Here is a 21,332-nt window from a genome sequence, read left to right as displayed (position 1 = left end):
ATTGAATTCGGTGGGGGTGGCCCATGCTTGACCGCGAAGGCTACCGCCCCAATGTCGGCATCATTCTCGTCAATAGCAGAAACGAGGTCTTTTGGGGCAAGCGTATCAGGGAACATGCCTGGCAGTTCCCTCAGGGTGGCATCAAGTACGGCGAAAGCCCGGTGCAGGCCATGTATCGCGAGCTCCATGAAGAGGTGGGCCTAAAGCCCGAGCATGTCCGTATTTTGGGGCGTACACGCGATTGGTTACGTTATAACGTGCCCGATCACTTCGTCCGGCGTGAGTGGCGTGGCCACTATAAAGGACAAAAACAGATTTGGTTCTTGTTGCGCCTGGTGGGACGTGACAGCGACGTGTGCCTGCGCGCGACGCAGCATCCGGAATTCGATGCCTGGCGCTGGAGCCAGTATTGGGTGCCCCTGGATGCCGTCATCGAGTTCAAGCGAGACGTCTATACCCAGGCGTTGAACGAGTTGTCAGCAATCCTCTTTCGGCGTCATCACGAAACCCGCTACCTGCGTCAGCGCGTGCATGGGCAGCGGGCGGCAGAGAACTTGCCCGAAGGAACGGACGGTCATGCGCATATTGTTGGTTGAAGATGAACGGGACATGGCGTCCTGGCTCATGCGCGCGCTTGCGCAAAGCGGGTTCGTGCCCGATCACGCGGCCGATGCCCGCACGGCGGAAGCCTTCATGGCGGGCACCGAATACGATGCCATCGTCATGGACCTGCGCCTGCCGGACAAGCACGGCCTGGTCGTGCTGCGCGAAATGCGCAACCGCGACGACCGCACGCCCGTCCTGCTGCTCACCGCCCAAGGCGCGCTGCAGGACCGGGTGCGCGGCCTGAACCTGGGCGCCGACGACTTCCTGACCAAGCCGTTCGCCCTGGAAGAACTCGAAGCCCGCCTGACCGCCCTGGTGCGCCGCAGCCGCGGCCGCCAGCATCCGCGGCTGCAGTGCGGCTCGCTGTCCTACGACAGCGAAAGCCGCGCCTTCACGCTCGATGGCTCGCTGCTGTTCCTGACCCCGCGCGAACACGCCGCCCTGGCAGCCCTGCTCACCCGCAGTGGCTACCCCGTGGACAAATCGCAGCTGTTCGGCAAGGTGTTCACGCACGACAGCGAGGCCAATCCCGACGCCATCGAAGTGGTGCTGCACCGCCTGCGCAAGAAATTGGCCGGCAGCGACGTACGCATCGTGACCGTGCGCGGGCTGGGCTACATGCTGGAAAGCGTCGCCAGCGAAGCCGCCGACACCTGATCGGTCCCCGTGAGCCTCCGGATCCCTGGATTGCCGCGGGTCGGCATTCGCGCCCTGCTGATCATCCTGCTGCTGCCCGGCGTGGTGGCGCTGCTGGTCATCGACAGCCTGAACGACTACCGCACCCTGTCCGAGATCACCAACGAGGCCTACGACAGCGCGCTGGTCGAACCGGCCCGGGTGCTTGAAAGCAGCCTGGAATTCACGCCGGACGGCTCGCTGCAGGTGGCTACGCCCCTGTATGCCCAGGTCATGCTCGAATCGCGGGCAGGGCTGCGCAAGTATTTCCGCATCGAGCAGATTGATCCGCCCCTGCCTGACGAATCGCCCGTGCCCGCCGAGCAGGGCAAGACCCTGCTGGGCATGCCCGACCTGCCGCGACCGCCCACCTGGCCGCGGGCCAACGGCATGCCGGTGTTCTACGACGGCGTCTACCGCAACGACCCGGTACGGGTCGTGTCGGTGGTGCGCGACCTGTATTACCAGGGCAATCACCGCCAGGTGCTGGTGCTGGTCGCCGAAAGCACCGGCAAGCGCATCGAGGCCGAAGACAGCGCCCGGCGCCAGGAAATCCTGCGCGACGCCCGCATGCTGGCGCTGGTCGTGCTGCTGGTCTGGTGGGGCGTGTCCTGGGCGCTCAAGCCCCTGCGCCGCCTGCGCGCCGATATACGCAACCGCCGGCCCGACGACCTGACTCCGCTGGACGCCTCGCGCGTGCCGGGCGAAGTGGCGCCTCTGGTCGATGCCGTCAACCACCACATCGCCCGCTACCGGCGCGTGCTCGAAGAACAGTCGGGCTTTCTGGCCGATGCCTCGCACCAGTTGCGCACCCCGCTGGCCATCATGCTGACCCAGGCGCAGTACGCGCTGCGCGAACGCGACCCCGCGCGGGCGCAGGAAGGCTTGCGCGCCATCGTCGACCAACTGGGCCGTACCCGCCGCCTGACCGAACAGTTGCTGTCGCTGGCGCATGCCAACCAGGCCGATCCGCTGCCGCGCCAACTGCTGGACATGAACGCCGTCTCGCGCGAAGTGGTGCTGCAATACCTGCCGCTGGCGCACGAAAAGCAGCAGGACCTGGGGTGGGTGCAGGCCGTCAACGAGCAGGGCCAGGAGGTCGGCGCGCCCGTGTCCGGCAACGAGGCCGAACTGCACGAGGCCTTGTCCAACCTGGTCCACAACGCCATCCACTACGCACCCGTGGGGGCGCGCATCACGGTTTCGGTCAGCCGGGTCGACAACCGCGCCGAAGTCGCCGTGTCCGACAACGGCCCCGGGCTCGAGCCGCTTCTGCGCGCTCGCGCCTTCGCCCGCTTCGAGCGGGTCGGCACCGACAAGCCGGTGGCCTCGTCCGGATCGGGCCTGGGCCTGGCGATCGCCCGCGCCTACGCCCGCCGCAACGACGGCGACATCGAGCTGCGCGACGGCGAGTCCAACGACCAGGGCGGGGTGGGCCTGGCGTCCGTGCTGTGGCTGCCCTTGGCCCCCACGGTGTCGCAGTATCCGCGTCCCACCGACGTCGAGTTCACGGGCGAACAGTAGATTTGTCCAACTCAGCTTTCATTCTTTCCTCCTAGCCATCATTGCCGAAGCGGCCTGTTTCCATCAGGGATAACCCCTGGATTCAGGAATGCGACAGCGCATAGAAAGCGGATTAGCAGCTTGCTTCCGTAATCTGCGAGCCGGTCTGTCGTAAAGGGCCGGGTGGCGCTCGATCTGAGCGGCGCCTCAAGGGCTGCACGGCCCTGCTTCAGGAGGATGGAAGTGCAAAAAACAATTAACAGAAAGGACTACTACGGCGGCGCGCTGATGGTCCTTATCGGATTGGGGGCGATTTACGGTGGTACGGACTATCACATCGGATCGCTCAGCCACATGGGCCCGGGGTTCTTTCCCGCGGCATTGGGCGGCCTGCTGGCGCTGACCGGAATACTGATCGCGATCTCCGCGCGTTCGGGCGAGGCGACCCCGCCGGCGCCGGGCGACGGCCACGCGCATGGCCTGCCGGATTTCCGCGGCGGCGCCTGCATCCTGCTGGGCACCCTGGCGTTCCTGGTGCTGGGTCACTGGGGCGGCCTGCTGCCCGCCACGTTCGCCATCGTCTTCATTTCTGCCCTGGGCGATCGCAAGAACACGATCAAGCAGGCATTCGTACTGTCGCTCGGCATGTCCGTCATCGCGGTGGTGGTTTTCTGGTGGGCGCTGCAACTGCAGCTGCCGCTGTTTCGTTGGGGTTGAAGCGCCATGATCTCTCAATCTTTGATGGACCTCTGGTACGGCTTCGGCGTCGCGTTCCAGTTCCACAACCTGATGTGGTCGTTCTTCGGCGTGCTGGTGGGCAACCTCATCGGCGTGCTGCCCGGCATGGGCGCGCTGTCGGCCATTTCCATCCTGCTGCCGCTGACCTACGTGATGCAGCCGGTGCCCGCCATCCTGATGCTGGCCGGTATCTTCTACGGTTCGCAATACGGCGGCGCCATTGGCGCGATCCTGCTCAACCTGCCTTCGCATCCGCCGCACGCGGTGACCTGCCTTGACGGCTATCCCTTGACCAAACAGGGCAAGGGCGGAACCGCGCTGGGCATCACAATGATCTGTTCGTTCTTCGCGGCTTCGGTCGGGATCATCGTCATGATCTTCGCTTCGCCCTTGCTGGTCGAAGTGGCGTTCAAGTTCGGTCCGACCGAGATCTTCTCGATCATGCTGCTGGGCCTGCTGGCCGGCGCGACCATGTCGCGCGGCTCGCCCCTGAAGGGCGTTGCCATGACGCTGTTCGGCCTGATGTGCGGCGTGGTGGGCACCGACGTCAACACCGGCACCATCCGCTTCTCGTTCGGCCTGCTCGACCTGTCCGACGGCCTGGAACTGGTGGCGATCTCGATGGGTCTGTTCGGCGTGGCCGACTTCCTGATGAGCGTCAACCGCATGACCATCATCGGCAGCGGCGCCAAGCTGCGCCTGCGCGACATGCGGCCCAGCAAGCAGGAACTGAAGACGGCCTTCTGGCCCATGGTGCGCGGCACCGCGGTGGGCACGCTGTTCGGCGCCATGCCCGGCACCGGCCCCACCATCACCACCTTCGTGGCCTACGCGCTGGAACGCAAGATCTCGAAGACGCCCGAGAAATTCGGCACCGGCATGATCGCCGGCGTGGCCTCGCCCGAAGCGTCGTCGCACTCGAAGACGCAGGTCGACTTCATCCCGACGATGAGCCTGGGCATTCCGGGCGACGCCGTGATGGCGCTGATCCTGGGTGCGCTGCTGATCCAGGGCATCCAGCCCGGCCCGCAGCTCATCACTGAGCATCCGGACATCTTCTGGGGCCTGATCGCCAGCTTCTGGGTCGGCAACGTGCTGCTGATGGTGCTGAACGTGCCGCTGATCGGCGTGTGGGTCAAGCTCTTGCAGGTGCCGTACCGCTACCTGTTCCCGTCCGCGCTGTTCTTCATCGCAGTGGGCGTGTTCAGTACGCAGAACAGCCTCTTCCAGATCTGGGAAGTGCTGGCCTTCGGTGTGATCGGCGCCATCCTGATGACGCTGGAATTCTCGGTTGCGCCCATCCTGCTCGGCTTCGTGCTCGGCCCCATGGTCGAAGAGAATTTCCGTCGCGCGCTGCTGTTGTCGCGCGGTGACCTGGCGGTGTTCGTGCAGCGCCCGATCAGCGCCTGGTTCATCGGCGCCAGCGCACTCTTGATCCTGTTGCAGGTGTGGGCCTTCCTGCGCCGCAACAAGGGCAAGAACAAGCCGCAGGTCACGCAGACGGCCTGATCCGGCTGGCGGTACCTGATGTGCGCACGGCCCGGCTTTCATGCCGGGCCGTTTGATTTACGGGCCGCCTTGCCGCATGCTTGTGGTTTATCCAGCCCGCACAGATCACCGTCATGCACATACTCTTTGCCTGCCCCCTGCACGATCCCGATGTCTGGGTCCCGCGCCTGGAAGCCGCCATGCCCGGTTGCCGCATTTCCGTCTGGAATCCCGATGGCCCGCCGTCGGGCGCCGAAGTCGCCCTGGTCTGGCGGCCGCCGGCAGAACTGTTCAGCCACGAAACCGGCATCACCACCTTGTTCAATCTGGGCGCGGGCGTGGACGCCTTGCTCAAGATGCCCGAGATTCCGCCGCAGGTGCGCATCGTGCGTCTCGAAGATGCCGGCATGTCGGTGCAGATGGCCGAATACGCGCTCTACGCCTTGCTGCGCGTGTCGCGTGATTTCCAGGCCTTTGACGAAGCCCAGGCGCGCCAGCATTGGGATACGCGTGAAGGCACGCGCCAGGTGGACTGGCCGGTCGGCGTGCTGGGCCTGGGGCAGGTCGGCGCGCGCGTGGCGCAGACACTGGCCGAATTCGGCTACCCCGTGGCGGGCTGGTCGCGCACGCCGCGCGATATCCCCGGCGTGCAGACGTTCTCCGGGCAGGACGCCTTGCCGGCCTTCCTGGCCCGCACGCGCTTCCTGGTCAACGTACTGCCGCTCACCCCCGATACCCGCGGCATCCTCAATCGCGACACGCTGGGTCAGTTGCTGCCCGACGCGCATCTGGTCAACGTCGGCCGTGGCGAACATCTGGTCGAAGAAGACCTGGTGCAGATGCTCGAAGAAGGCGAGATCGCCGGCGCCACGCTGGATGTCTTTCACACCGAGCCGCTGCCCAAAGACCATCCGTTCTGGCGCGATCCGCGCGTGCACGTCACGCCGCACATCGCCGCGCGTACCCTGCGCGACGAAAGCATCGAGCAGATTGCGGCCAAGGTAGCGCTGTTGATGCGCGGCGAGCCCATCACGGGCGTGGTCGAACGCTCGCGCGGTTACTGAGCAGGCAGCGCAGTGCCTTGCTTTTCCAGCCGTTGGTAGGTGGCGGGCAGGCGCTGCGACAGGAAATCCAGCAACGTGCGTACCGCGGGCATCATGCCGCGGCGCGACGGATAGATGCAGTGCACGATGCCTTCCGGCGATTGCCACTGCGGCAGCACCGGCACCAGCTGGCCGCGCCGCAGTTCTTCGTGCGTCGCAATCGAGGGCAGCAGCGCGATGCCGCGGCCGCGCACCGCGGCCTCCACCAGCACGATGAAGTCGTTGCATGACAGCTGCGGCTTCAATTCGACGTGCACCTCTTCGCCCTTGTCATTGCGCAGGGGCCAGCGCACTTCGTTCTGCGGATCGCTGAAGCTCAGCGTGGTGTGCGAGGCCAGGTCCTGCGGCGTATCGGGCGTGCCGTGGCGTTGCAGGTAGCCGGGGCTGGCCACCAGCGTGCCACGCGCCGTGCCCAGGTGGCGCACCACCAGTTCGGCATCGGTATCCAGTTTGGTCCGCACGCGCAGCGCCAGGTCTACGCCTTCGCGGATCAGGTCCACCCGGCGGTTGGTCACCAGCAGCTGCACCGAAATCGCCGGCCAGGCATCCAGGAATTCGGGCAGCAGCGGGGCCAGCACATCCTGCGCGATCGACACCGGGCAACTGACGATCACCGGGCCGGACGGTTCGGACTGCAACTGGCGCATGGCGTCGTCCGCCGCACGGGCCGACGCCGCCATTTCGCGGCAGTAATGCAGATAGCGTTCGCCCGCGGCCGTCAGCCGAAGCCGGCGGGTCGTGCGTTGCAGCAGCCGCACGCCCAGGCTTTCTTCCAGGTGGGAAATGCGGCGCGACAGGCGCGATTTGGGAATATCCAACGCCCGGGCCGCCGCGCTGAAGCCGCCCTGCTCGACGACTTGGGAGAAGTAGTAGAGGTCGTTCAGATCTTGCATGATTGTTCTATGTGTGGAACGAGTAGTTCATCATACAGGGGTTTATGTGATCAATTAAGCGATCTACAGTGAGGCCATGCATTCAGGACCTGCCCCATCCGCGCGGTCCCCACTGGAGATTAAGACATGAAGACCCTGGTAATCCTTTCCTCGATTCTCGGCGACCGCTCGCACAGCAAGCAATTGGCCGACCACCTGGTCGCCCGCGTCAAGCAGGCCGAGCCCGCCGCAGTCATCACCACCCGTGATATCGGCGCTGCGCCGCTGCCGTACTTCGATGGCGCCACCGCTGGCGCGTTGTTCACCCCGGCCGACGCACGCACGCTCGAACAACAGCGCATCGTCGAACTCAGCGATACGCTGGTGGCCGAACTGAAGGAAGCCGACCGCATCGTGTTCGCCGTGCCGGTCTACAACTTCAACCTGCCCGCGCAGTTCAAGAGCTATCTGGACTACGTGGCCCGTGCCGGCGTCACGTTCCGTTATACGCCGGAAGGCGTGCCCGAGGGCTTGGTGAAGGGTAAGCAGGTGTTCGTGTTGACCGCGCGTGGCGGCAAGGCCGAAGGCACCCCGTCGGACACCATGACGCCGTACCTGCGGCAGATGCTGGCCTTCCTGGGCATGACCGACGTCACCTTCATCGCCGCCGAAGGCATGGCGATGGGCGAGACCGCTGCGCTGGAAGGCGTGGCGCTGGCCCGTGAGCGTATCGACGCGCTGCTGCAAGCGCCGGCCTCGGCCGCGCAGCAAGCGGCCTGAATGAAAAATGCGGACCCAAGGGTCCGCATTTTTTTCAAGTCGGCCGGATCAGTCGCGCAGGCGCTTGATCAGGCTGGACGTATCCCAGCGGCCGCCGCCCAGTTTCTGCACGTCGCCGTAGAACTGGTCGACCAGGGCCGTCAGCGGCAGGCGCGCGCCGTTGTGGCGGGCCTCGGCCAGCACCAGGCCCAGGTCCTTGCGCATCCAGTCCACCGCGAAACCGAAGTCGAACTTGTCGTCGACCATCGTGCCGCCGCGGTTTTCCATCTGCCAGCTCTGGGCCGCGCCCTTGCTGATCACATCCAGCACCAGCTTCATGTCCAGGTCGGCGGCCTGGCCGAACGCCACCGCTTCCGACAGGCCTTGCACGATGCCGGCGATGCAGATCTGGTTGACCATCTTGGCCAGTTGCCCGGCACCGGGAGGGCCCACGCGGGTGACCGCGCGGCCGAAGGCCTGCGCCACCGGCTTGATGGCATCGAACACGGCCTGTTCGCCGCCGCACATGATGGTCAAGACGCCATTCACCGCCCCGGCCTGGCCGCCGGAAACCGGTGCGTCGATGAAATTCAGACCCAGGTCCTTGGCTTGTGCGTAGAGCTCGCGCGCCACGTCGGCCGACGCGGTGGTGTGGTCCACGAACACGGCGCCCGGCGCCATGCCCGAGAAGGCGCCGTCAGGGCCCAGCACCACGCTGCGCAGGTCGTCGTCATTGCCCACGCAGGCAAACACGATCTGCGCGCCCGCCACGGCCTCGCGCGGCGTCATGGCGCTGTGGCCGCCGAATTCCGCGGCCCAGGCCTGGGCCTTGGACGGCGTGCGGTTGTAGACGGTGACGTCGTGTCCGGCGCGGGCCAGGTGGCCGGCCATGGGCAGGCCCATCACGCCCAAACCGAGGAATGCGACTTTCTGGGCCACGACCGCGTCGTAGCTCTTGGTACCGATCGATGCCATGCAGGGGACTCCGCAGAGGAAAGGAAAACCTGAGGCAGTAACCTTAACGCAATCAAAAGCCGGCGGCGAGTCCATCGCGACGGCTGTCGCTGGCGCTGACGTAGCCATCGACCGCCGGGTCGCCCAGGCGCCAGATGAACTGGCCCGAGCCGAAGTCCATGTAGGGGTCTTCGATGCCTTCCAGCACGTGGCCGCGTGCGCGCAGGCCGTCGGCCACGGAAGGCGCCATCGAGGGCTCGACGTCCACCGCCAGCCCCTGGTTCCATTTCCAGCGCGGGGCGTCGCAGGCCGCCTGGGGCTGCTGCCCGTAGTCCAGCATGCGCACCAGCGTCTGCACCTGGCCCTGCGGCTGCATGTTGCCGCCCATCACCCCGAAGCTCATCACTGGCGCGCCGTCGCGCATCAGGAAGCCCGGAATGATGGTGTGGAAAGGACGCTTGCCGCCCGCCACGACGTTGGGATGATCGGGCAGGGTACTGAAGCAATGGCCGCGGTTCTGCAGGCTGACGCCCGTGCCCGGCACCACCACGCCCGAGCCGAAGCCCATGTAGTTGGACTGGATGAAGCTCACCATCATGCCGTTGCGGTCGGCGGCCGTCAGGTAGACCGTGCCGCCTTGCGGCGCATGGCCACAGGCGAAGGCCTGCGCCACATTCGGGTCGATCAGCCGCGCGCGTTCGGCCAGGTAGTCCGCGCGCAGCATCTGCGCCACGGTCAGGCGCATGTGGCGCGAGTCGGCCACATGGGTATAGACGTCTGCGAACGCCAGCTTCATGGCCTCGAGCAGCAGGTGCTGGGTCTCGGGGTGGTCGACCGGCCTGGATGCCAGGTCGAAATTCTGCAGGATGCCCAGCGCGATCAGGGCGGCGATGCCCTGGCCGTTGGGCGGAATCTGGTGCAACGTATGCCCGCGGTACAGCTGGCTGATGGGCGTGACCCATTCGGGCGCGTAGTCGCGCAGGTCGGCCAGGGTCAGCGCCGCATCATGGGCCTGCGCATGCGCCACCAGCTTGTGGGCGGTTTCGCCTTCATAGAAATCACGGCCGCTGCTGGCCGCAATGCGCTTGAGCGTCGCGGCGGCACCTTTCAGCACGAAATGCTCGCCCACGTGCGGCGCGCGGCCGCGCGGCAGGAAGTGTTCGGCAAAGCCCGGTTGCGGCTGCAGCACGTCCGCTTGCGCAGCCCACTTCTGATGCACCATCGGGCTGATGGCAAAGCCCCGCTCGGCATAGTCGATCGCGGGCGCCAGCACATCGGCGAACGCCATGCTGCCCAGCCTTTCATGCAACGCGGCCCAGCCGGCCACGCAGCCAGGCACCGTGACGCTATCCCAGCCACGGGTCGGAATCGCACCCTGGTGGCGGCGGCGGAAATAATCCAGGTTCCAGCCGGCGGGCGCGGGGCCCGAGGCGTTCAGGCCATGCAGCTTGGCGCCGTCCCACACGATGGCGAAGCAATCCGATCCCAGGCCATTGCTGACCGGCTCGGTCAGCGTCAGCGTGGCCGCTGCCGCGATGGCGGCGTCCACGGCGTTGCCGCCATTGGCCAGGATGCGCAGGCCCGCCTGCGCCGCCAGCGGCTGCGAGGTGGCCACGACGTTGCGCGCGAACACCGGCGTGCGCGTGGTGGGATAGGGGTTGTTCCAGTCGAAATTCATGTCGAATCGTCGCGTGGGGTAAACCCGTAGCTTAACGTAGAAGATCGACGTTGCCGCGCATCCTGTAGCGCGTTGTAATTATTAGTAGCTTTTGCCGTGCCAAGCTTACCGTTGCGGCGTAGCGGGCGGGCAAAGAAAAACCCCCGGCAAGCCGGGGGTCTGGAAGGAGTCTGCAACCGCTGCCGCGCGGGCAGCGGTCAAGGCATCACTCTTCTTCGACGAAGGTCTCTTCGCGCTTCTTGCGGATGGCCGGCAGGGCCACCAGGATCACCAGGAACACGGCCACGGCCAGCAGCGATGCCGACAGGGGGCGCGTCACGAAGGTGCTGAAATCACCACGCGACAGCAGCAGGGCGCGACGGAAGTTCTCTTCCATCATGGGGCCCAGCACCAGGCCCAGCAGCAGCGGGGCGCCTTCGCACTTCAGCTTCGACCAGACATAGCCCACGATGCCGAACATGGCGGTCGTGAAGATATCGAACGAGTTGTAGTTCAGCGAATACACACCGATCGTGCAGAACACCAGAATCGCCGGGAACAGGATGCGGTAGGGCACCTTGAGCAGCTTGACCCACAGGCCGATCAGCGGCAGGTTCAGCACCACCAGCATCAGGTTGCCGATCCACATCGAGGCGATCAGGCCCCAGAACAGCTCGGGGTGGCTCGTCATGACTTGCGGGCCGGGCTGGATGTTGTGGATCGTCATGGCGCCGACCATCAGCGCCATCACGGCGTTACCCGGGATGCCCAGGGTCAGCAGCGGGATGAACGACGTCTGCGCGGCGGCGTTGTTGGCCGATTCCGGGCCAGCCAGGCCGGCCGGGTGGCCCTTGCCGAAGCGTTCCGGATTGCGCGAGATCTTCTTTTCCAGCGTGTACGACGCGAACGACGACAGCACGGCGCCACCGCCCGGCAGGATGCCCAGGGCCGAACCCAGGGCCGTGCCGCGAATGACCGCGGGATACGATTCCTTGAATTCCTGCTTGTTGGGATACAGCGAGCCGATCTTGTCGGTGATGTCGACGCGGTTTTCCTTCTGCTCGAGGTTGGTCATGATTTCGGCAAAGCCGAACACGCCCATGGCCACGATGGCGAAGTCGATACCGTCTTGCAGTTCCGGCACGCCGAAGTCGAAGCGGGCAACGCCCGAGTTGACGTCAGTGCCGACCATGCCGAGCAGCAGGCCCAGGATGATCATCGAGATTGCCTTGGGCAGCGAGCCCGAGGCCAGCACCACGGCGCCGACCAGGCCCAGGCACATCAGCGAGAAGTACTCGGCGGGGCCGAACTTGAAGGCGACTTCAGCCAGCGGGGGCGCGAAGGCGGCCAGCAGCAGCGTGGCCACGCAACCGGCAAAGAACGAACCCAGGGCGGCAATCGCCAGGGCGGCGCCAGCACGGCCATTGCGGGCCATCTGGTGACCGTCCAGCACGGTCACCACCGCGGACGTTTCCCCTGGCAGCGCCACGAGAATTGCCGTGGTCGAGCCACCATATTGGGCGCCGTAGTAAATACCGGCCAGCATGATCAGGCCGGCCACCGGCGGCAGCACGTACGTGATCGGCAGCAGCATGGCGATGGTCGGGACGGGGCCGATGCCCGGCAGCACGCCGATCAACGTACCCAGGACGCAGCCCAGCAGCGCGTACAACAGGTTCTCGGGCGTAAACGCCACCGAGAAACCCAACATCAGGTTGTCAAACAATTCCATGACCGGTTGCTCCTTAGTTCATGCCCAGAAACGACGGCCACAGCGGGAAAATCAGCCCCAGCCCCTTGACGAATGCGAGATACGAGAACACCACCAGGAAGATGCCGTTGGCAACGGCGACCTTCAGGCTGAACTCGTGGCTCGCCAGGCTGCTGATCACAACCAGGATGAACACCGAGATATAGATGCCCAGCAGCTTGAGGACCAGACCGTAGATGACCACGGATCCGACCACCAGCAGGACGATGCGCCAGTCGAACTTGTCGACGTGGGTCTCCTGGGCCTTCTTGGACAGCGAGCCAAGCAGCACGATGGCGCCCAGCAATGCCAGAACAATGCCTAGCCAGAAAGGAAAATACCCGGGGCCCATCCGGGCGGCAGTACCCATTTGGTAGCTGCTGGCTTGCCAGGCGAATCCCAGTCCAAGGGCGATGAACATCACCCCCGACCAGAAGTCCTGTCGATTGCGTAGCTGCATGATTGGTTGGCTCCTGTTTACAGCATGTAGATAAAAAAGGGCTTGTGATCTGCCAGACGGGCCGAAAGGCGAGTGACAGGCACAAAAAAGGCACGTCGCGGTGCCTTGGGTCTTTTGAAAGCGTCGGCGAGGCTTCTTGAAAGGCCGAATGGTAATGGACGCCCGCGGCGATGCAAACCCTGTAAGCTCGGTGAAAGCCTGGGGTTTTCCCTAGAATTGGGGAACTCCCGATCCCCAGATGTAACGGGGCGGGCAGATTGATGGCGTTTTGAAAGCTAAGTGAAAGTTTATAGAAAGAAATGCGAAAGCGGACCGAGTCGATCCGTCGAATTCCAGGCGCGCGGGACTTTTCTAGTTGGTCCTGATCGGTTATGTTGCCGGCCGCTGGAATGACAGCTGCATTTCCTACTGAATATTGCCGTGTTTCTCACCTTGCGTGAAGAGGCCCGATTCCCACCTGGATGGTTTACGATAGCGCCCATGCTGCAAGACCTAGACCAACTCGCCGCCCGTATCGGGCAACTGGTGCAACGCACCCGGCACCTCCACGCCGAGCGCGATGCTCTGCGCGCGCGCCTGAATGAATCCGAAGCCGAACAGCGCGTGCTCAAGCAACGCGCTGCCGAGCGCGACGCCGACATCGCCGCCTTGCAGCACAAGCTGCAAGACAACGACGGCGCCGTCACCGCGATGCTCGAGCAGGCACAGAAGGCCGAAGTGGCCCTGCGCGAACAGCTCGCCCGCGAAACCGCCGAGCGCCACTCGCTCGAAGCGCGTTTCTCCGCCCGGGAAACCGAGCTGCAGGGCAGCCTGCAAGTGCGCGACACCGAACTACAGCGCTTGCGCGCGGCCGCTGCCTCGGCCCGCGAGCGCATCGACGCCGTCCTGGCCCGCTTGCCGGGTGCGCCGTCCGGAGAGCAACACTGATGGAACGCGTTGACGTAACCATATTGGGGCGCGACTACTCGCTGGCGTGCTCCGCCGAAGAAAAGCCCACGCTGATGGCCGCCGTGCGCCACGTCGACCAGCTCATGCTGCGCATCCAGGGCACCGGCAAGGTCTCCAGCAACGAACGCATCGCCGTGATGGCCGCGTTGCAGGTCGCTGGCGAGCTCCTTGCCATGAAAGCGCCCGATGGTCCGCTGGGCGGTTTGGCGGTCGGCGACTTCAAGCGTAGAATTGAGGACATGAACGCAGTCCTCGACGATGCCTTGTCGGGCCAAGAAAAACTGCTCTGACGTTCATACGCGGTTTTCAACAGTTTTTTCAGTATTTTCAGTTTGTCCCTGCCGTGTCCGTGACTTGGCCATACATTCTCTGAACCTATGTCTTATGGCATATTGGTTGCGGGAGTGCAGAGCTGGCGTGATTGTCTCTCGTAGATGAACCCAAGGCTCTTCGGAACGCGACCACCTTGAACCTCAGGGTTCGAGATGCCGGCCTAGACGGCACAGGCGGGGCATCTATCCCAGCGGACCTGCCACGAGCGCAGGTCCGCGTCGGGCGCCTCCCCATCGTCCTCCCTCATAGGACCAGTCCATGTTCAAACACCCCGTTTTTTCGCTGACCAAACTTGGCGCGGCGTGCGCAGCCGTGGCCGCTCTGTCCATGGCACAGCCCGTGTTCGCGCAGGCGCAGACGCCCGCGCCGACGGAAGCCACGGCCAACCGCTCGCCCGAGTTGACCCTGCAGGCGACGGCCTCGTCCGAGGTCAAGCAAGACACGGTGCGTATTTCGCTGTCCGCCGAGGTCGAAGCCGCGGATCAGCCCACGGCCGGCCAGAAGCTGACCGCCATGCTGGACGACGTGGCCAAGCGGGCCCGCGATACCAAGGGGGTGGATGTGCGCACCGGCAGCTTCAATGTCTGGCCCAATTCCAGCAGCGGCAGCAAGGTGTCCAAGAATGCCGGCTGGCGCGGCCAGGGCGAGATCATCCTGGAATCCAAGGACTTCGCGGCTGCGGCCGCGCTGGCTTCCAAGCTGTCCGACAAGACTGCCATTTCGAACATCAGCTTTTCGCTGTCGCGCGAAGTGCGCGAAGCCGAAGAACGCAAGCTGCTGAAAGAAGCCGCGCAGGCCTTCAAGGACCGCGCGCTGGCGGCATCGAACGCCTTCGGTTTCTCGGGCTACCGCTTGAGCAAGCTTGAGCTGGGCGGCTCGGGCGGCGTCACGCCGATGCCGCGCATGATGGGCGCGATGGCCAAGGATGCCTCGGGTGGCGCCGGCTTCAGCGCGGACGTCCCCCTGGAAGCGGGAGACGTCACGGTCAGCATCTCGGTCAACGGGACGATCGTTTTGCAGTAAGAATGAACATGATGGCGCCCAGGGCGACCATCGGCAGGGACAGCCACTGTCCCATGCTCAATCCGCCCGCGAGCAGGCCCAGGAAGTTGTCCGGCTCGCGGGTGAATTCCACCAGGAAACGGAACGTTCCGTAGCCCATCAGGAATACCGCGCTCACCTGCCCCAGCGGGCGCGGCTTGCTCGAAAACCACCACATCAGCGCGAACAGCACGATGCCTTCCAGGCCCAGCTCATAGAGCTGCGACGGATGGCGCGGCACGCCATCGCCGCTGCTCGGGAACACCATCGCCCATGGCACGTCGGTGGGGCGGCCCCACAGTTCGCCGTTGATGAAATTGCCCAGGCGGCCAAAGCCCAGTCCCAGCGGGATGAGCGGTGCGATGAAATCGCTGACTGCGAAAAACGGCAGCTTTTTCTTGCGGGCGAACAGCAACATCACCAGGATCACCCCGATCAGGCCGCCGTGGAACGACATGCCGCCTTCCCACAGGTACAGCACTTCCAGCGGGTGCGACAGGTAGTAGCCCGGCTTGTAGAACAGCACGTAGCCCAGTCGCCCGCCCAGCACCACGCCCAGCACGCTGTAGAAGATCAGGTCTTCCAGGTCGCGTACGTTCAGCGACGTGGTATGGCCGCGCGTGATGCGGCGCCGGCCCAGGAAATACACCAGGGCGAAGCCCAGCAGATACATCAGCCCGTACCAATGGATAGCCAAGGGCCCGATCTGCAGGGCAACGGGGTCGAATTTTGGATATTGCAGCATGTTCCGCCCGACACAATGAAGTTGAATGATAATAACCGGCGAGCCTTGAAGATTCGCATGCGAGCGAGCCAGGCCACCCTCCCGGGCGCGGCCGCCATGTCCGCGCCCTGACGGCCGACAGGAGACAACAGACCATGTCGCACAACGAACGTTCCCGCCATATCACCCACGGCGTCGCCCGGGCGCCCAATCGCGCCATGTATTACGCGCTGGGCTACCAGGAAGCCGACTTCGAGAATCCGATGATCGGCGTGGCCAACGGCCATTCCACCATCACCCCCTGCAACAGCGGCCTGCAGCGCCTGGCCGACGCCGCCATCGAGGCCATTCGCGGCGCCCGCGCCAACCCGCAGGTATTCGGTACGCCCACCATCTCGGACGGCATGTCGATGGGCACCGAAGGCATGAAGTATTCGCTGGTGTCGCGGGAGGTCATCGCCGACTGCATCGAAACCGCCGCTCAGGGCCAGTGGATGGATGGCGTGGTGGTCATCGGCGGCTGCGACAAGAACATGCCCGGCGGCATGATCGCCCTGGCGCGCATGAACGTGCCCGGCATCTACGTCTATGGGGGCACCATCAAGCCGGGCCACTACAAGGGCAAGGACCTGACCATCGTGTCGGTCTTCGAAGCCGTGGGCGAGTACACCATGGGCCGTATGCCCGAGGCTGACTTCAAGCAGATCGAGAAGTGCGCCATCCCCGGGTCGGGCTCCTGTGGCGGCATGTACACCGCCAACACCATGAGCTCGTCCTTCGAAGCCATGGGCATGAGCCTGCCGTACTCCAGCACCATGGCCAACGAAGACGACGAAAAGGTCGTGTCCGCGGCCGAATCGGCGCGGGTCCTGGTCGAAGCAGTCAGGCGTGGCCTGCGCCCGCGCGACATCATCACCCGCGAATCCATTGAGAACGCCGTCTCGGTCATCATGGCCACGGGCGGCTCGACCAACGCGGTGCTGCATTTCCTGGCCATCGCGCATGCCGCCGAGGTGCCCTGGACCATCGACGATTTCGAACGCATCCGCAAACGCGTGCCCGTGCTTTGCGACTTGAAGCCTTCCGGCAAGTACGTCGCCACCGACCTGCATCGTGCTGGCGGCATCCCGCAGGTCATGAAGCTGCTGCTCAATGCCGGCTTGCTGCACGGCGATTGCATGACGATCACCGGCAAGACCATCGCCGAGACCCTGGCAGACATCCCGGATGCGCCGCGCGCCGACCAGGATGTGATCATGCCGCTGGACCGCGCCCTGTATCCGCAGGGCCACCTGGCCATCCTCAAGGGCAATCTGTCGCCCGAGGGCTGCGTGGCCAAGATCACCGGCCTGAAGAATCCGGTCATCACCGGGCCGGCGCGCGTCTTCGATTCCGAAGACGACGCCATGGCCGCCATCATGGCGCGCCAGATCAAAGACGGCGACGTGGTGGTGATCCGCTACGAAGGTCCCAAGGGAGGGCCCGGCATGCGTGAAATGCTGGCGCCGACCTCCGCCCTGATCGGGCAGGGCCTGGGCGAAACCGTCGGCCTCATCACCGACGGCCGATTCTCCGGCGGCACCTGGGGCATGGTCGTGGGCCACGTGGCGCCCGAAGCCTTCGTAGGCGGCCCGATCGCGCTGATTCGCGAGGGCGATTCGGTTACCATCGATGCCCACAAGCTGCTGTTGCAGCTCAATATCAGCGACGAAGAAATGGCGGCTCGTCGTCAGGCCTGGGTCCAGCCCAAGCCGCGTTATAGACGCGGTGTGCTTGCCAAGTTCGGCAAGCTCGCCAGCACCGCGAGCCGTGGGGCAGTAACCGATGCATTTGATACGTAGTTTGTGGGTAGTCGCCGCCGGCCTGCTGGTCGCCGGTGGGGCGCAGGCCCAGACCACCGGCCTGGACCTGGCCAAGAGCAAGGCCTGTATGGCGTGCCACCAGGTGGACGCCAAGCGCGTGGGCCCGCCGCTGGCCAGCGTGGCCGAGCGCTATGCCGGGCAGGGCGACGCCATGGTGGATTACCTGGCCGGCAAGATCCGCGGGGGCGGCCGCGGCGCCTGGGGCGCCGTGCCCATGCCGGCGCAAACCCACGTCAGCCCTGAAGACGCGCGCCTCCTGGCCGAATGGATCTTGTCGCTCGCGCCGCCCAAGCAGTAGTCTTATCGTCTTCTAGAAAGGAATCGTCATGGCAGAACAACCTTCCCCGGGCAATGAAGTCGCCGTTCTTGGCGGTGGCTGCTTCTGGTGCGTCGAAGCGGTCTTCGAGAATCTGCGCGGCGTCAAGAGCGTGCTGCCCGGCTATAGCGGCGGCCACGTGGACAACCCCAGCTACGAGCAGGTCTGCGGCAAGGACACCGGGCACATCGAAGTGGCCCGCGTCGAATTCGATCCGGCCGAGCTTTCCTACAGTGACCTGCTGCGCGTCTTCTTCGCCACCCACGACCCGACCACCCCGGGCCGCCAGGGCAACGATATCGGTCCGCAGTACGAATCGGCCATCTTCTGGCAGAACGACGCCCAGCGCGAACAGGCCGAAGCCGTCATCGCCGAAGTCGATGCGCAGAAAATCTACGATGCGCCCATCGTCACCAAGGTGTTGGCACCCGCCAAGTTCTGGCAGGCCGAAGACTATCACCGCAATTATTTCGCCCTGCACCCCGAGCAAGGCTATTGCCAATTCGTCATCGCGCCCAAGGTGGCCAAGTTCCGCAAGCAGTTCCAGGACCGCCTGACGAAATAACACCGGCGAAAAAAAACCTCACGCAAGGTGAGGTTTCAAGGCCAGCGCGCGGCGCAAGACGCCGGGCGCTGGAGGGGGAAGCGGTCAGTCGACGTTTTTCACCACGCCGCGGCGCATCTGGTCCAGCTCGATCGACTCGAACAGGGCCTTGAAGTTGCCTTCGCCGAAACCGTCGTTGCCCTTGCGCTGGATGATCTCGAAAAAGATCGGGCCGATCTGGTTTTCGGTGAAGATCTGCAGCAGCAGTCCACCGTCGGGGGCGCCATCCAGCAGGATGCGGTTCTTCTGCAGGCGGGCCACGTCTTCGCCGTGGTTGGGCAGGCGGCGGTCCAGCAGCTCGTAATAGGTTTCCGGCGTATCCAGGAACACTACACCGTTGGCGCGCAGCGCCTCGATGGTGCCGTAGATGTCTTCGGTGGCCATGGCGATGTGCTGGATGCCTTCGCCGCGGTACAGGTCCAGGTATTCCTGGATCTGGCCTTTCTCTTCCGTGCCTTCCTCGTTGATCGGAATGCGGATATTGCCGCAGGGCGACGTCATCGCCTTGGACTTCACGCCCGTCACCTTGCCTTCGATGTCGAAGTAGCGCACTTCGCGGAAGTTGAACAGGCGCTCGTAGAACTCGGACCATTCGGCCATGCGGCCCTTGTGCACATTGTGCGTCAGGTGATCCACCAGCGTCAGGCCCGCGCCGCGATGGTTCAGGTCGGCCTGCGCGTTGTCCGGGTCCACCGGCACGAAGTCCACGTCATAGATGCTGATGTCGCCGATGCCGCCGTGGCCTTCCTTGCCCTGCCAGCGATCCACCAGGTAGATCAGCGAATCGCCGATACCCTTGATGGCGGGAATGTTCAGTTCCATCGGGCCGCTGTGCGAATCGAAGCCCCAGGCGCCCAGTTCCAGCGCGCGCTTGTAGGCGGCCGCGGCATCTTGCACGCGAAAGCCGATGGCACAGATGGACGGGCCATGCAGGCGGGCAAAGCGCTGGGCGAACGAATCGGGTTCGGCGTTGATCAGGAAGTTCACGCCGCCCTGGCGGTACAGCGTCACGTCCTTGTGGCGGTGCTTGGCGATGGCCTTGAAGCCCAGCAGTTCGAACACCTTGCGCAGCGCGGCGGGGTCCGGCGCGGCGTACTCGATGAATTCGAACCCGGCGGTGCCCATCGGGTTGTCCCAGGGTTGGAAAGCGCTGCTCATAGGTCTGCTCCCTTGAATCGTTGTGCGGTCGACTTGTTCTCCAAGTCCAGGATGAAGATTGTAGGGAGGAACCGCAGGCAGACAATTGCAAACATGTCGCGAAAGCGGCAAGGTTGGGCAATAATATTGCCGAAGATAAAACATCTGGGGCTAAATATGTCTGACTTGGAGCTTGATAGGACAGATCTAAGGATTCTGGCCGAGTTGCAACGCGATGGCCGGCTCAGCAATCAAGAGCTGGCCGACCGCGTATCCCTGTCGCCCAGTCCCTGCCTGCGCCGGGTCCGGCGCCTGGAAGAGAAGGGCTTCATCAAGAAGTACGTGGCGCTGATCGACGCCGAAAAGGTGGGGCTCGGTCTGCTGGCGTACGTGAACATCCGCCTGAACAAATACAGCGGGTCCAGTCACGCCCCGATGAGCGACTTCGCCCGCGACGTGCAGCTCTGGCCCGAGGTAGTCGAGTGCTACGCCATGTCTGGCGACATGGACTATCTGCTGCGCATCCAGGTCGCTGACCTGGCCCACTTCTCCAAGTTCGCCATGGACACCTTGATGCGCCACCCGGCGGTGGTCGACATGCGATCCTTCTTTGCGCTTCAGCAAATCAAGGAAACCACCGAACTGCGGCTGTAGTCCGTGGGGGCGAGGCAGGACTTTCGCGTGCTCTATATAAGAGGGCCGCAAGGGTGGCGAACATAGGGAGGGCAGACCAGGTCGGCACTCCTATATAGAGAGACGCGCCTTACCTATATAGAGGGAACTGTCCGTGCCAGACTGCCCCTCTATATGGAGGAGAAGCTACAGGAACCCCAGGGTCTCAAGGGGTGCGTCCCCCGAAAACATCATCTTTCTGCAAAGTGGGTGTCATCCTGGCGTGACAAGCCAAAAATCTGTGCTATAGTCTCGCTCCTTCGCAGTTCAAGCAGTTTTGTGAACCGCGAAGCCAAGCAAGTGCAACGGATCTGGATGCCTCGGCAAGACAGATTTGCCGCAGGGCTCCAAGGCGATGAGTGGGTCAGCAGTTTGTGACCTGATTCTCGAACCAGCAGTCAGCGGGTTTTGCAAAAGATGGTGCAAATCAGGCAGAAGCCAGTTGCACAATCTGCAAAAATTGTGCTATAGTCTTGGGCTTGGCTGGTGACAGCGAATCAGGGTTTACCCGGTAGGGTGGTCTGAATCAAGTTGCTAGCCGACTGGGCGGTAACCAACCTCTGGGGTTTCCCGGGGCTGCTGGAAAGTGAAGTGATTCACCGGATAGCGGGGTTGCAAGATAGGGTGCAAATTAGGCAAAAGCCGGTTGCATAATCTGCAAAAGTTGTGTTATAGTTTCAGGCTTGGCAGTTGCCGAAAAGTTAGGGTTAACCCTGATGTTTCGATAGCTGCTAAGGCGAGACCTGAAGGGGTCGAGTGGCAAGGCGGTGAAGTTGAGTTGAAAAACGAAAGTTTTAAAGCGAAACGAAGCTGACTTGACAAACGATAAAAACTTCTTCATAATCTCGTTTCTCTGCTGCAACGACAGCGACGACGCGAAAGCGAAGTTAGCCGAAGTTGAGGGGCAGATAGCAGTAAGAAGTAAACGCAGTACAGAATTTAGCAGTGCCGCTCTTTAACAATTAAACAACCGATAAGTGTGGGCGCTTGATGCGGGTGCATAGTGACTTCGGTCACAAGCACAATGAAATCAAGTGCTCACTAGAAGTGAAGTACCTTAGACGTCAAGTTTAAGAACATACCTCACTTCCTTTGAGTAGCGACGTATGACTCGACCCTTTCGGGGGTTA

At 63.8% G+C, this 21,332-nt stretch carries 21 protein-coding genes and 1 other RNA gene; 15 read left to right on the top strand and 7 right to left on the bottom strand.

Going from position 1 to position 21,332, the window contains the following annotated elements; all coding sequences use genetic code 11:
* Positions 1 to 23: 23 nt before the first annotated feature.
* The 6 genes from HV798_RS10685 (at position 24) to HV798_RS10660 (ending at position 6,074) form a co-directional block, all read left to right on the top strand.
* Positions 24 to 596 carry an RNA pyrophosphohydrolase gene (locus HV798_RS10685; protein ID WP_006217428.1) on the top strand — a complete coding sequence of 191 codons (573 nt, stop codon included), beginning with the start codon at positions 24 to 26 and terminating at the stop codon, positions 594 to 596.
* The gene (locus HV798_RS10680; protein ID WP_025137471.1) at positions 577 to 1,263 is read left to right on the top strand and encodes a response regulator; all 687 of its coding nucleotides are present in this window, start codon (positions 577 to 579) and stop codon (positions 1,261 to 1,263) included. Before HV798_RS10685 ends, HV798_RS10680 begins: the two co-directional genes overlap by 20 nt.
* Positions 1,264 to 1,272: 9 nt before the next feature.
* On the top strand, positions 1,273 to 2,805 hold the full coding sequence (locus HV798_RS10675) for a sensor histidine kinase (RefSeq protein WP_246288689.1): 1,533 nt from the start codon (positions 1,273 to 1,275) through the stop codon (positions 2,803 to 2,805).
* A gap of 216 nt (positions 2,806 to 3,021) precedes the next feature.
* Positions 3,022 to 3,501, top strand: coding sequence for a tripartite tricarboxylate transporter TctB family protein (locus HV798_RS10670; RefSeq protein WP_175195624.1), 480 nt, complete (start codon positions 3,022 to 3,024; stop codon positions 3,499 to 3,501).
* A gap of 6 nt (positions 3,502 to 3,507) precedes the next feature.
* Positions 3,508 to 5,031: a tripartite tricarboxylate transporter permease gene (locus HV798_RS10665; RefSeq protein WP_025137468.1), complete on the top strand. Its 1,524-nt coding sequence runs from the start codon at positions 3,508 to 3,510 to the stop codon at positions 5,029 to 5,031.
* A gap of 113 nt (positions 5,032 to 5,144) precedes the next feature.
* The gene (locus tag HV798_RS10660; protein ID WP_175195545.1) at positions 5,145 to 6,074 is read left to right on the top strand and encodes a 2-hydroxyacid dehydrogenase; all 930 of its coding nucleotides are present in this window, start codon (positions 5,145 to 5,147) and stop codon (positions 6,072 to 6,074) included.
* On the opposite strand, the gene HV798_RS10655 is transcribed toward HV798_RS10660, so the two are convergent.
* Positions 6,068 to 7,006 (bottom strand): LysR family transcriptional regulator, encoded by a 939-nt coding sequence (locus HV798_RS10655; protein ID WP_025137466.1) that lies wholly within the window; start codon positions 7,004 to 7,006, stop codon positions 6,068 to 6,070. The genes HV798_RS10660 and HV798_RS10655 overlap by 7 nt on opposite strands.
* 126 nt (positions 7,007 to 7,132) lie before the next feature.
* On the opposite strand from HV798_RS10655, the gene HV798_RS10650 reads away from it, so the two are divergent.
* A complete protein-coding gene (locus HV798_RS10650; protein ID WP_025137465.1) occupies positions 7,133 to 7,765 on the top strand; it encodes an FMN-dependent NADH-azoreductase in 633 nt (210 codons plus the stop codon).
* Between the two features lie 48 nt (positions 7,766 to 7,813).
* Here the strand turns inward: HV798_RS10650 and HV798_RS10645 are convergent, their stop codons facing one another.
* The 4 genes from HV798_RS10645 to HV798_RS10630 all read right to left on the bottom strand — a co-directional run bounded on the left by HV798_RS10645 (position 7,814) and on the right by HV798_RS10630 (position 12,565).
* On the bottom strand, positions 7,814 to 8,719 hold the full coding sequence (locus tag HV798_RS10645; protein WP_025137464.1) for an NAD(P)-dependent oxidoreductase: 906 nt from the start codon (positions 8,717 to 8,719) through the stop codon (positions 7,814 to 7,816).
* 52 nt (positions 8,720 to 8,771) lie between these two features.
* Positions 8,772 to 10,376 carry a gamma-glutamyltransferase family protein gene (locus tag HV798_RS10640; protein ID WP_175195543.1) on the bottom strand — a complete coding sequence of 535 codons (1,605 nt, stop codon included), beginning with the start codon at positions 10,374 to 10,376 and terminating at the stop codon, positions 8,772 to 8,774.
* 205 nt (positions 10,377 to 10,581) lie between these two features.
* On the bottom strand, positions 10,582 to 12,087 hold the full coding sequence (locus HV798_RS10635; protein ID WP_175195541.1) for a tripartite tricarboxylate transporter permease: 1,506 nt from the start codon (positions 12,085 to 12,087) through the stop codon (positions 10,582 to 10,584).
* Positions 12,088 to 12,100: 13 nt separating this feature from the next.
* On the bottom strand, positions 12,101 to 12,565 hold the full coding sequence (locus tag HV798_RS10630) for a tripartite tricarboxylate transporter TctB family protein (protein WP_175195539.1): 465 nt from the start codon (positions 12,563 to 12,565) through the stop codon (positions 12,101 to 12,103).
* 396 nt (positions 12,566 to 12,961) lie between these two features.
* On the opposite strand from HV798_RS10630, the gene HV798_RS10625 reads away from it, so the two are divergent.
* The 4 genes from HV798_RS10625 (at position 12,962) to HV798_RS10610 (ending at position 14,869) form a co-directional block, all read left to right on the top strand.
* Entirely contained in the window at positions 12,962 to 13,492 is a 531-nt protein-coding gene (locus tag HV798_RS10625) for a hypothetical protein (RefSeq protein WP_175195622.1), read from the top strand.
* The gene (locus HV798_RS10620; protein ID WP_025137459.1) at positions 13,492 to 13,803 is read left to right on the top strand and encodes a cell division protein ZapA; all 312 of its coding nucleotides are present in this window, start codon (positions 13,492 to 13,494) and stop codon (positions 13,801 to 13,803) included. The genes HV798_RS10625 and HV798_RS10620 overlap by 1 nt, the downstream gene beginning before the upstream one ends.
* Before the next feature lie 42 nt (positions 13,804 to 13,845).
* Positions 13,846 to 14,030: non-coding RNA, 6S RNA (gene ssrS / locus HV798_RS10615), on the top strand.
* 74 nt (positions 14,031 to 14,104) lie between these two features.
* Positions 14,105 to 14,869 carry an SIMPL domain-containing protein gene (locus tag HV798_RS10610; protein ID WP_175195538.1) on the top strand — a complete coding sequence of 255 codons (765 nt, stop codon included), beginning with the start codon at positions 14,105 to 14,107 and terminating at the stop codon, positions 14,867 to 14,869.
* On the opposite strand, the gene lgt is transcribed toward HV798_RS10610, so the two are convergent.
* On the bottom strand, positions 14,844 to 15,632 hold the full coding sequence (lgt, locus tag HV798_RS10605; RefSeq protein WP_175195536.1) for a prolipoprotein diacylglyceryl transferase: 789 nt from the start codon (positions 15,630 to 15,632) through the stop codon (positions 14,844 to 14,846). The genes HV798_RS10610 and lgt overlap by 26 nt on opposite strands.
* A 134-nt stretch (positions 15,633 to 15,766) precedes the next feature.
* On the opposite strand from lgt, the gene ilvD reads away from it, so the two are divergent.
* The 3 genes from ilvD to msrA are packed head-to-tail and all read left to right on the top strand — an operon-like array spanning position 15,767 to position 18,354.
* The gene (ilvD, locus tag HV798_RS10600; RefSeq protein ID WP_175195534.1) at positions 15,767 to 17,452 is read left to right on the top strand and encodes a dihydroxy-acid dehydratase; all 1,686 of its coding nucleotides are present in this window, start codon (positions 15,767 to 15,769) and stop codon (positions 17,450 to 17,452) included.
* The gene (locus HV798_RS10595) at positions 17,436 to 17,771 is read left to right on the top strand and encodes a c-type cytochrome (RefSeq protein ID WP_175195532.1); all 336 of its coding nucleotides are present in this window, start codon (positions 17,436 to 17,438) and stop codon (positions 17,769 to 17,771) included. Before ilvD ends, HV798_RS10595 begins: the two co-directional genes overlap by 17 nt.
* A gap of 28 nt (positions 17,772 to 17,799) precedes the next feature.
* On the top strand, positions 17,800 to 18,354 hold the full coding sequence (gene msrA / locus HV798_RS10590) for a peptide-methionine (S)-S-oxide reductase MsrA (RefSeq protein WP_025137454.1): 555 nt from the start codon (positions 17,800 to 17,802) through the stop codon (positions 18,352 to 18,354).
* Between the two features lie 84 nt (positions 18,355 to 18,438).
* Here the strand turns inward: msrA and hppD are convergent, their stop codons facing one another.
* On the bottom strand, positions 18,439 to 19,551 hold the full coding sequence (gene hppD / locus HV798_RS10585; protein ID WP_175195530.1) for a 4-hydroxyphenylpyruvate dioxygenase: 1,113 nt from the start codon (positions 19,549 to 19,551) through the stop codon (positions 18,439 to 18,441).
* 156 nt (positions 19,552 to 19,707) lie between these two features.
* On the opposite strand from hppD, the gene HV798_RS10580 reads away from it, so the two are divergent.
* On the top strand, positions 19,708 to 20,184 hold the full coding sequence (locus HV798_RS10580; protein WP_025137452.1) for an Lrp/AsnC family transcriptional regulator: 477 nt from the start codon (positions 19,708 to 19,710) through the stop codon (positions 20,182 to 20,184).
* Positions 20,185 to 21,332 lie beyond the last annotated feature (1,148 nt).

The organism is Achromobacter deleyi (assembly GCF_902859705.1).
Lineage (GTDB): Bacteria > Pseudomonadota > Gammaproteobacteria > Burkholderiales > Burkholderiaceae_B > Achromobacter > Achromobacter deleyi.
Note: the sequence above shows the minus strand (reverse complement) of the source record. Positions and strands in the feature narration are given on the sequence as shown.

Bases quoted from the DNA above. Each gene is read 5' to 3' on its own strand.
- HV798_RS10685 (WP_006217428.1), top strand. From the start codon at position 24: ATGCTTGACCGCGAAGGCTACCGCCCCAATGTCGGCATCATTCTCGTC.
- HV798_RS10680 (WP_025137471.1), top strand. From the start codon at position 577: ATGCGCATATTGTTGGTTGAAGATGAACGGGACATGGCGTCCTGGCTC.
- HV798_RS10670 (WP_175195624.1), top strand. From the start codon at position 3,022: ATGGAAGTGCAAAAAACAATTAACAGAAAGGACTACTACGGCGGCGCG.
- HV798_RS10665 (WP_025137468.1), top strand. From the start codon at position 3,508: ATGATCTCTCAATCTTTGATGGACCTCTGGTACGGCTTCGGCGTCGCG.
- HV798_RS10660 (WP_175195545.1), top strand. From the start codon at position 5,145: ATGCACATACTCTTTGCCTGCCCCCTGCACGATCCCGATGTCTGGGTC.
- HV798_RS10655 (WP_025137466.1), bottom strand. From the start codon at position 7,006: ATGCAAGATCTGAACGACCTCTACTACTTCTCCCAAGTCGTCGAGCAG.
- HV798_RS10650 (WP_025137465.1), top strand. From the start codon at position 7,133: ATGAAGACCCTGGTAATCCTTTCCTCGATTCTCGGCGACCGCTCGCAC.
- HV798_RS10645 (WP_025137464.1), bottom strand. From the start codon at position 8,719: ATGGCATCGATCGGTACCAAGAGCTACGACGCGGTCGTGGCCCAGAAA.
- HV798_RS10640 (WP_175195543.1), bottom strand. From the start codon at position 10,376: ATGAATTTCGACTGGAACAACCCCTATCCCACCACGCGCACGCCGGTG.
- HV798_RS10635 (WP_175195541.1), bottom strand. From the start codon at position 12,087: ATGGAATTGTTTGACAACCTGATGTTGGGTTTCTCGGTGGCGTTTACG.
- HV798_RS10630 (WP_175195539.1), bottom strand. From the start codon at position 12,565: ATGCAGCTACGCAATCGACAGGACTTCTGGTCGGGGGTGATGTTCATC.
- HV798_RS10620 (WP_025137459.1), top strand. From the start codon at position 13,492: ATGGAACGCGTTGACGTAACCATATTGGGGCGCGACTACTCGCTGGCG.
- HV798_RS10610 (WP_175195538.1), top strand. From the start codon at position 14,105: ATGTTCAAACACCCCGTTTTTTCGCTGACCAAACTTGGCGCGGCGTGC.
- lgt (WP_175195536.1), bottom strand. From the start codon at position 15,632: ATGCTGCAATATCCAAAATTCGACCCCGTTGCCCTGCAGATCGGGCCC.
- ilvD (WP_175195534.1), top strand. From the start codon at position 15,767: ATGTCGCACAACGAACGTTCCCGCCATATCACCCACGGCGTCGCCCGG.
- HV798_RS10595 (WP_175195532.1), top strand. From the start codon at position 17,436: ATGCATTTGATACGTAGTTTGTGGGTAGTCGCCGCCGGCCTGCTGGTC.
- msrA (WP_025137454.1), top strand. From the start codon at position 17,800: ATGGCAGAACAACCTTCCCCGGGCAATGAAGTCGCCGTTCTTGGCGGT.
- hppD (WP_175195530.1), bottom strand. From the start codon at position 19,551: ATGAGCAGCGCTTTCCAACCCTGGGACAACCCGATGGGCACCGCCGGG.
- HV798_RS10580 (WP_025137452.1), top strand. From the start codon at position 19,708: ATGTCTGACTTGGAGCTTGATAGGACAGATCTAAGGATTCTGGCCGAG.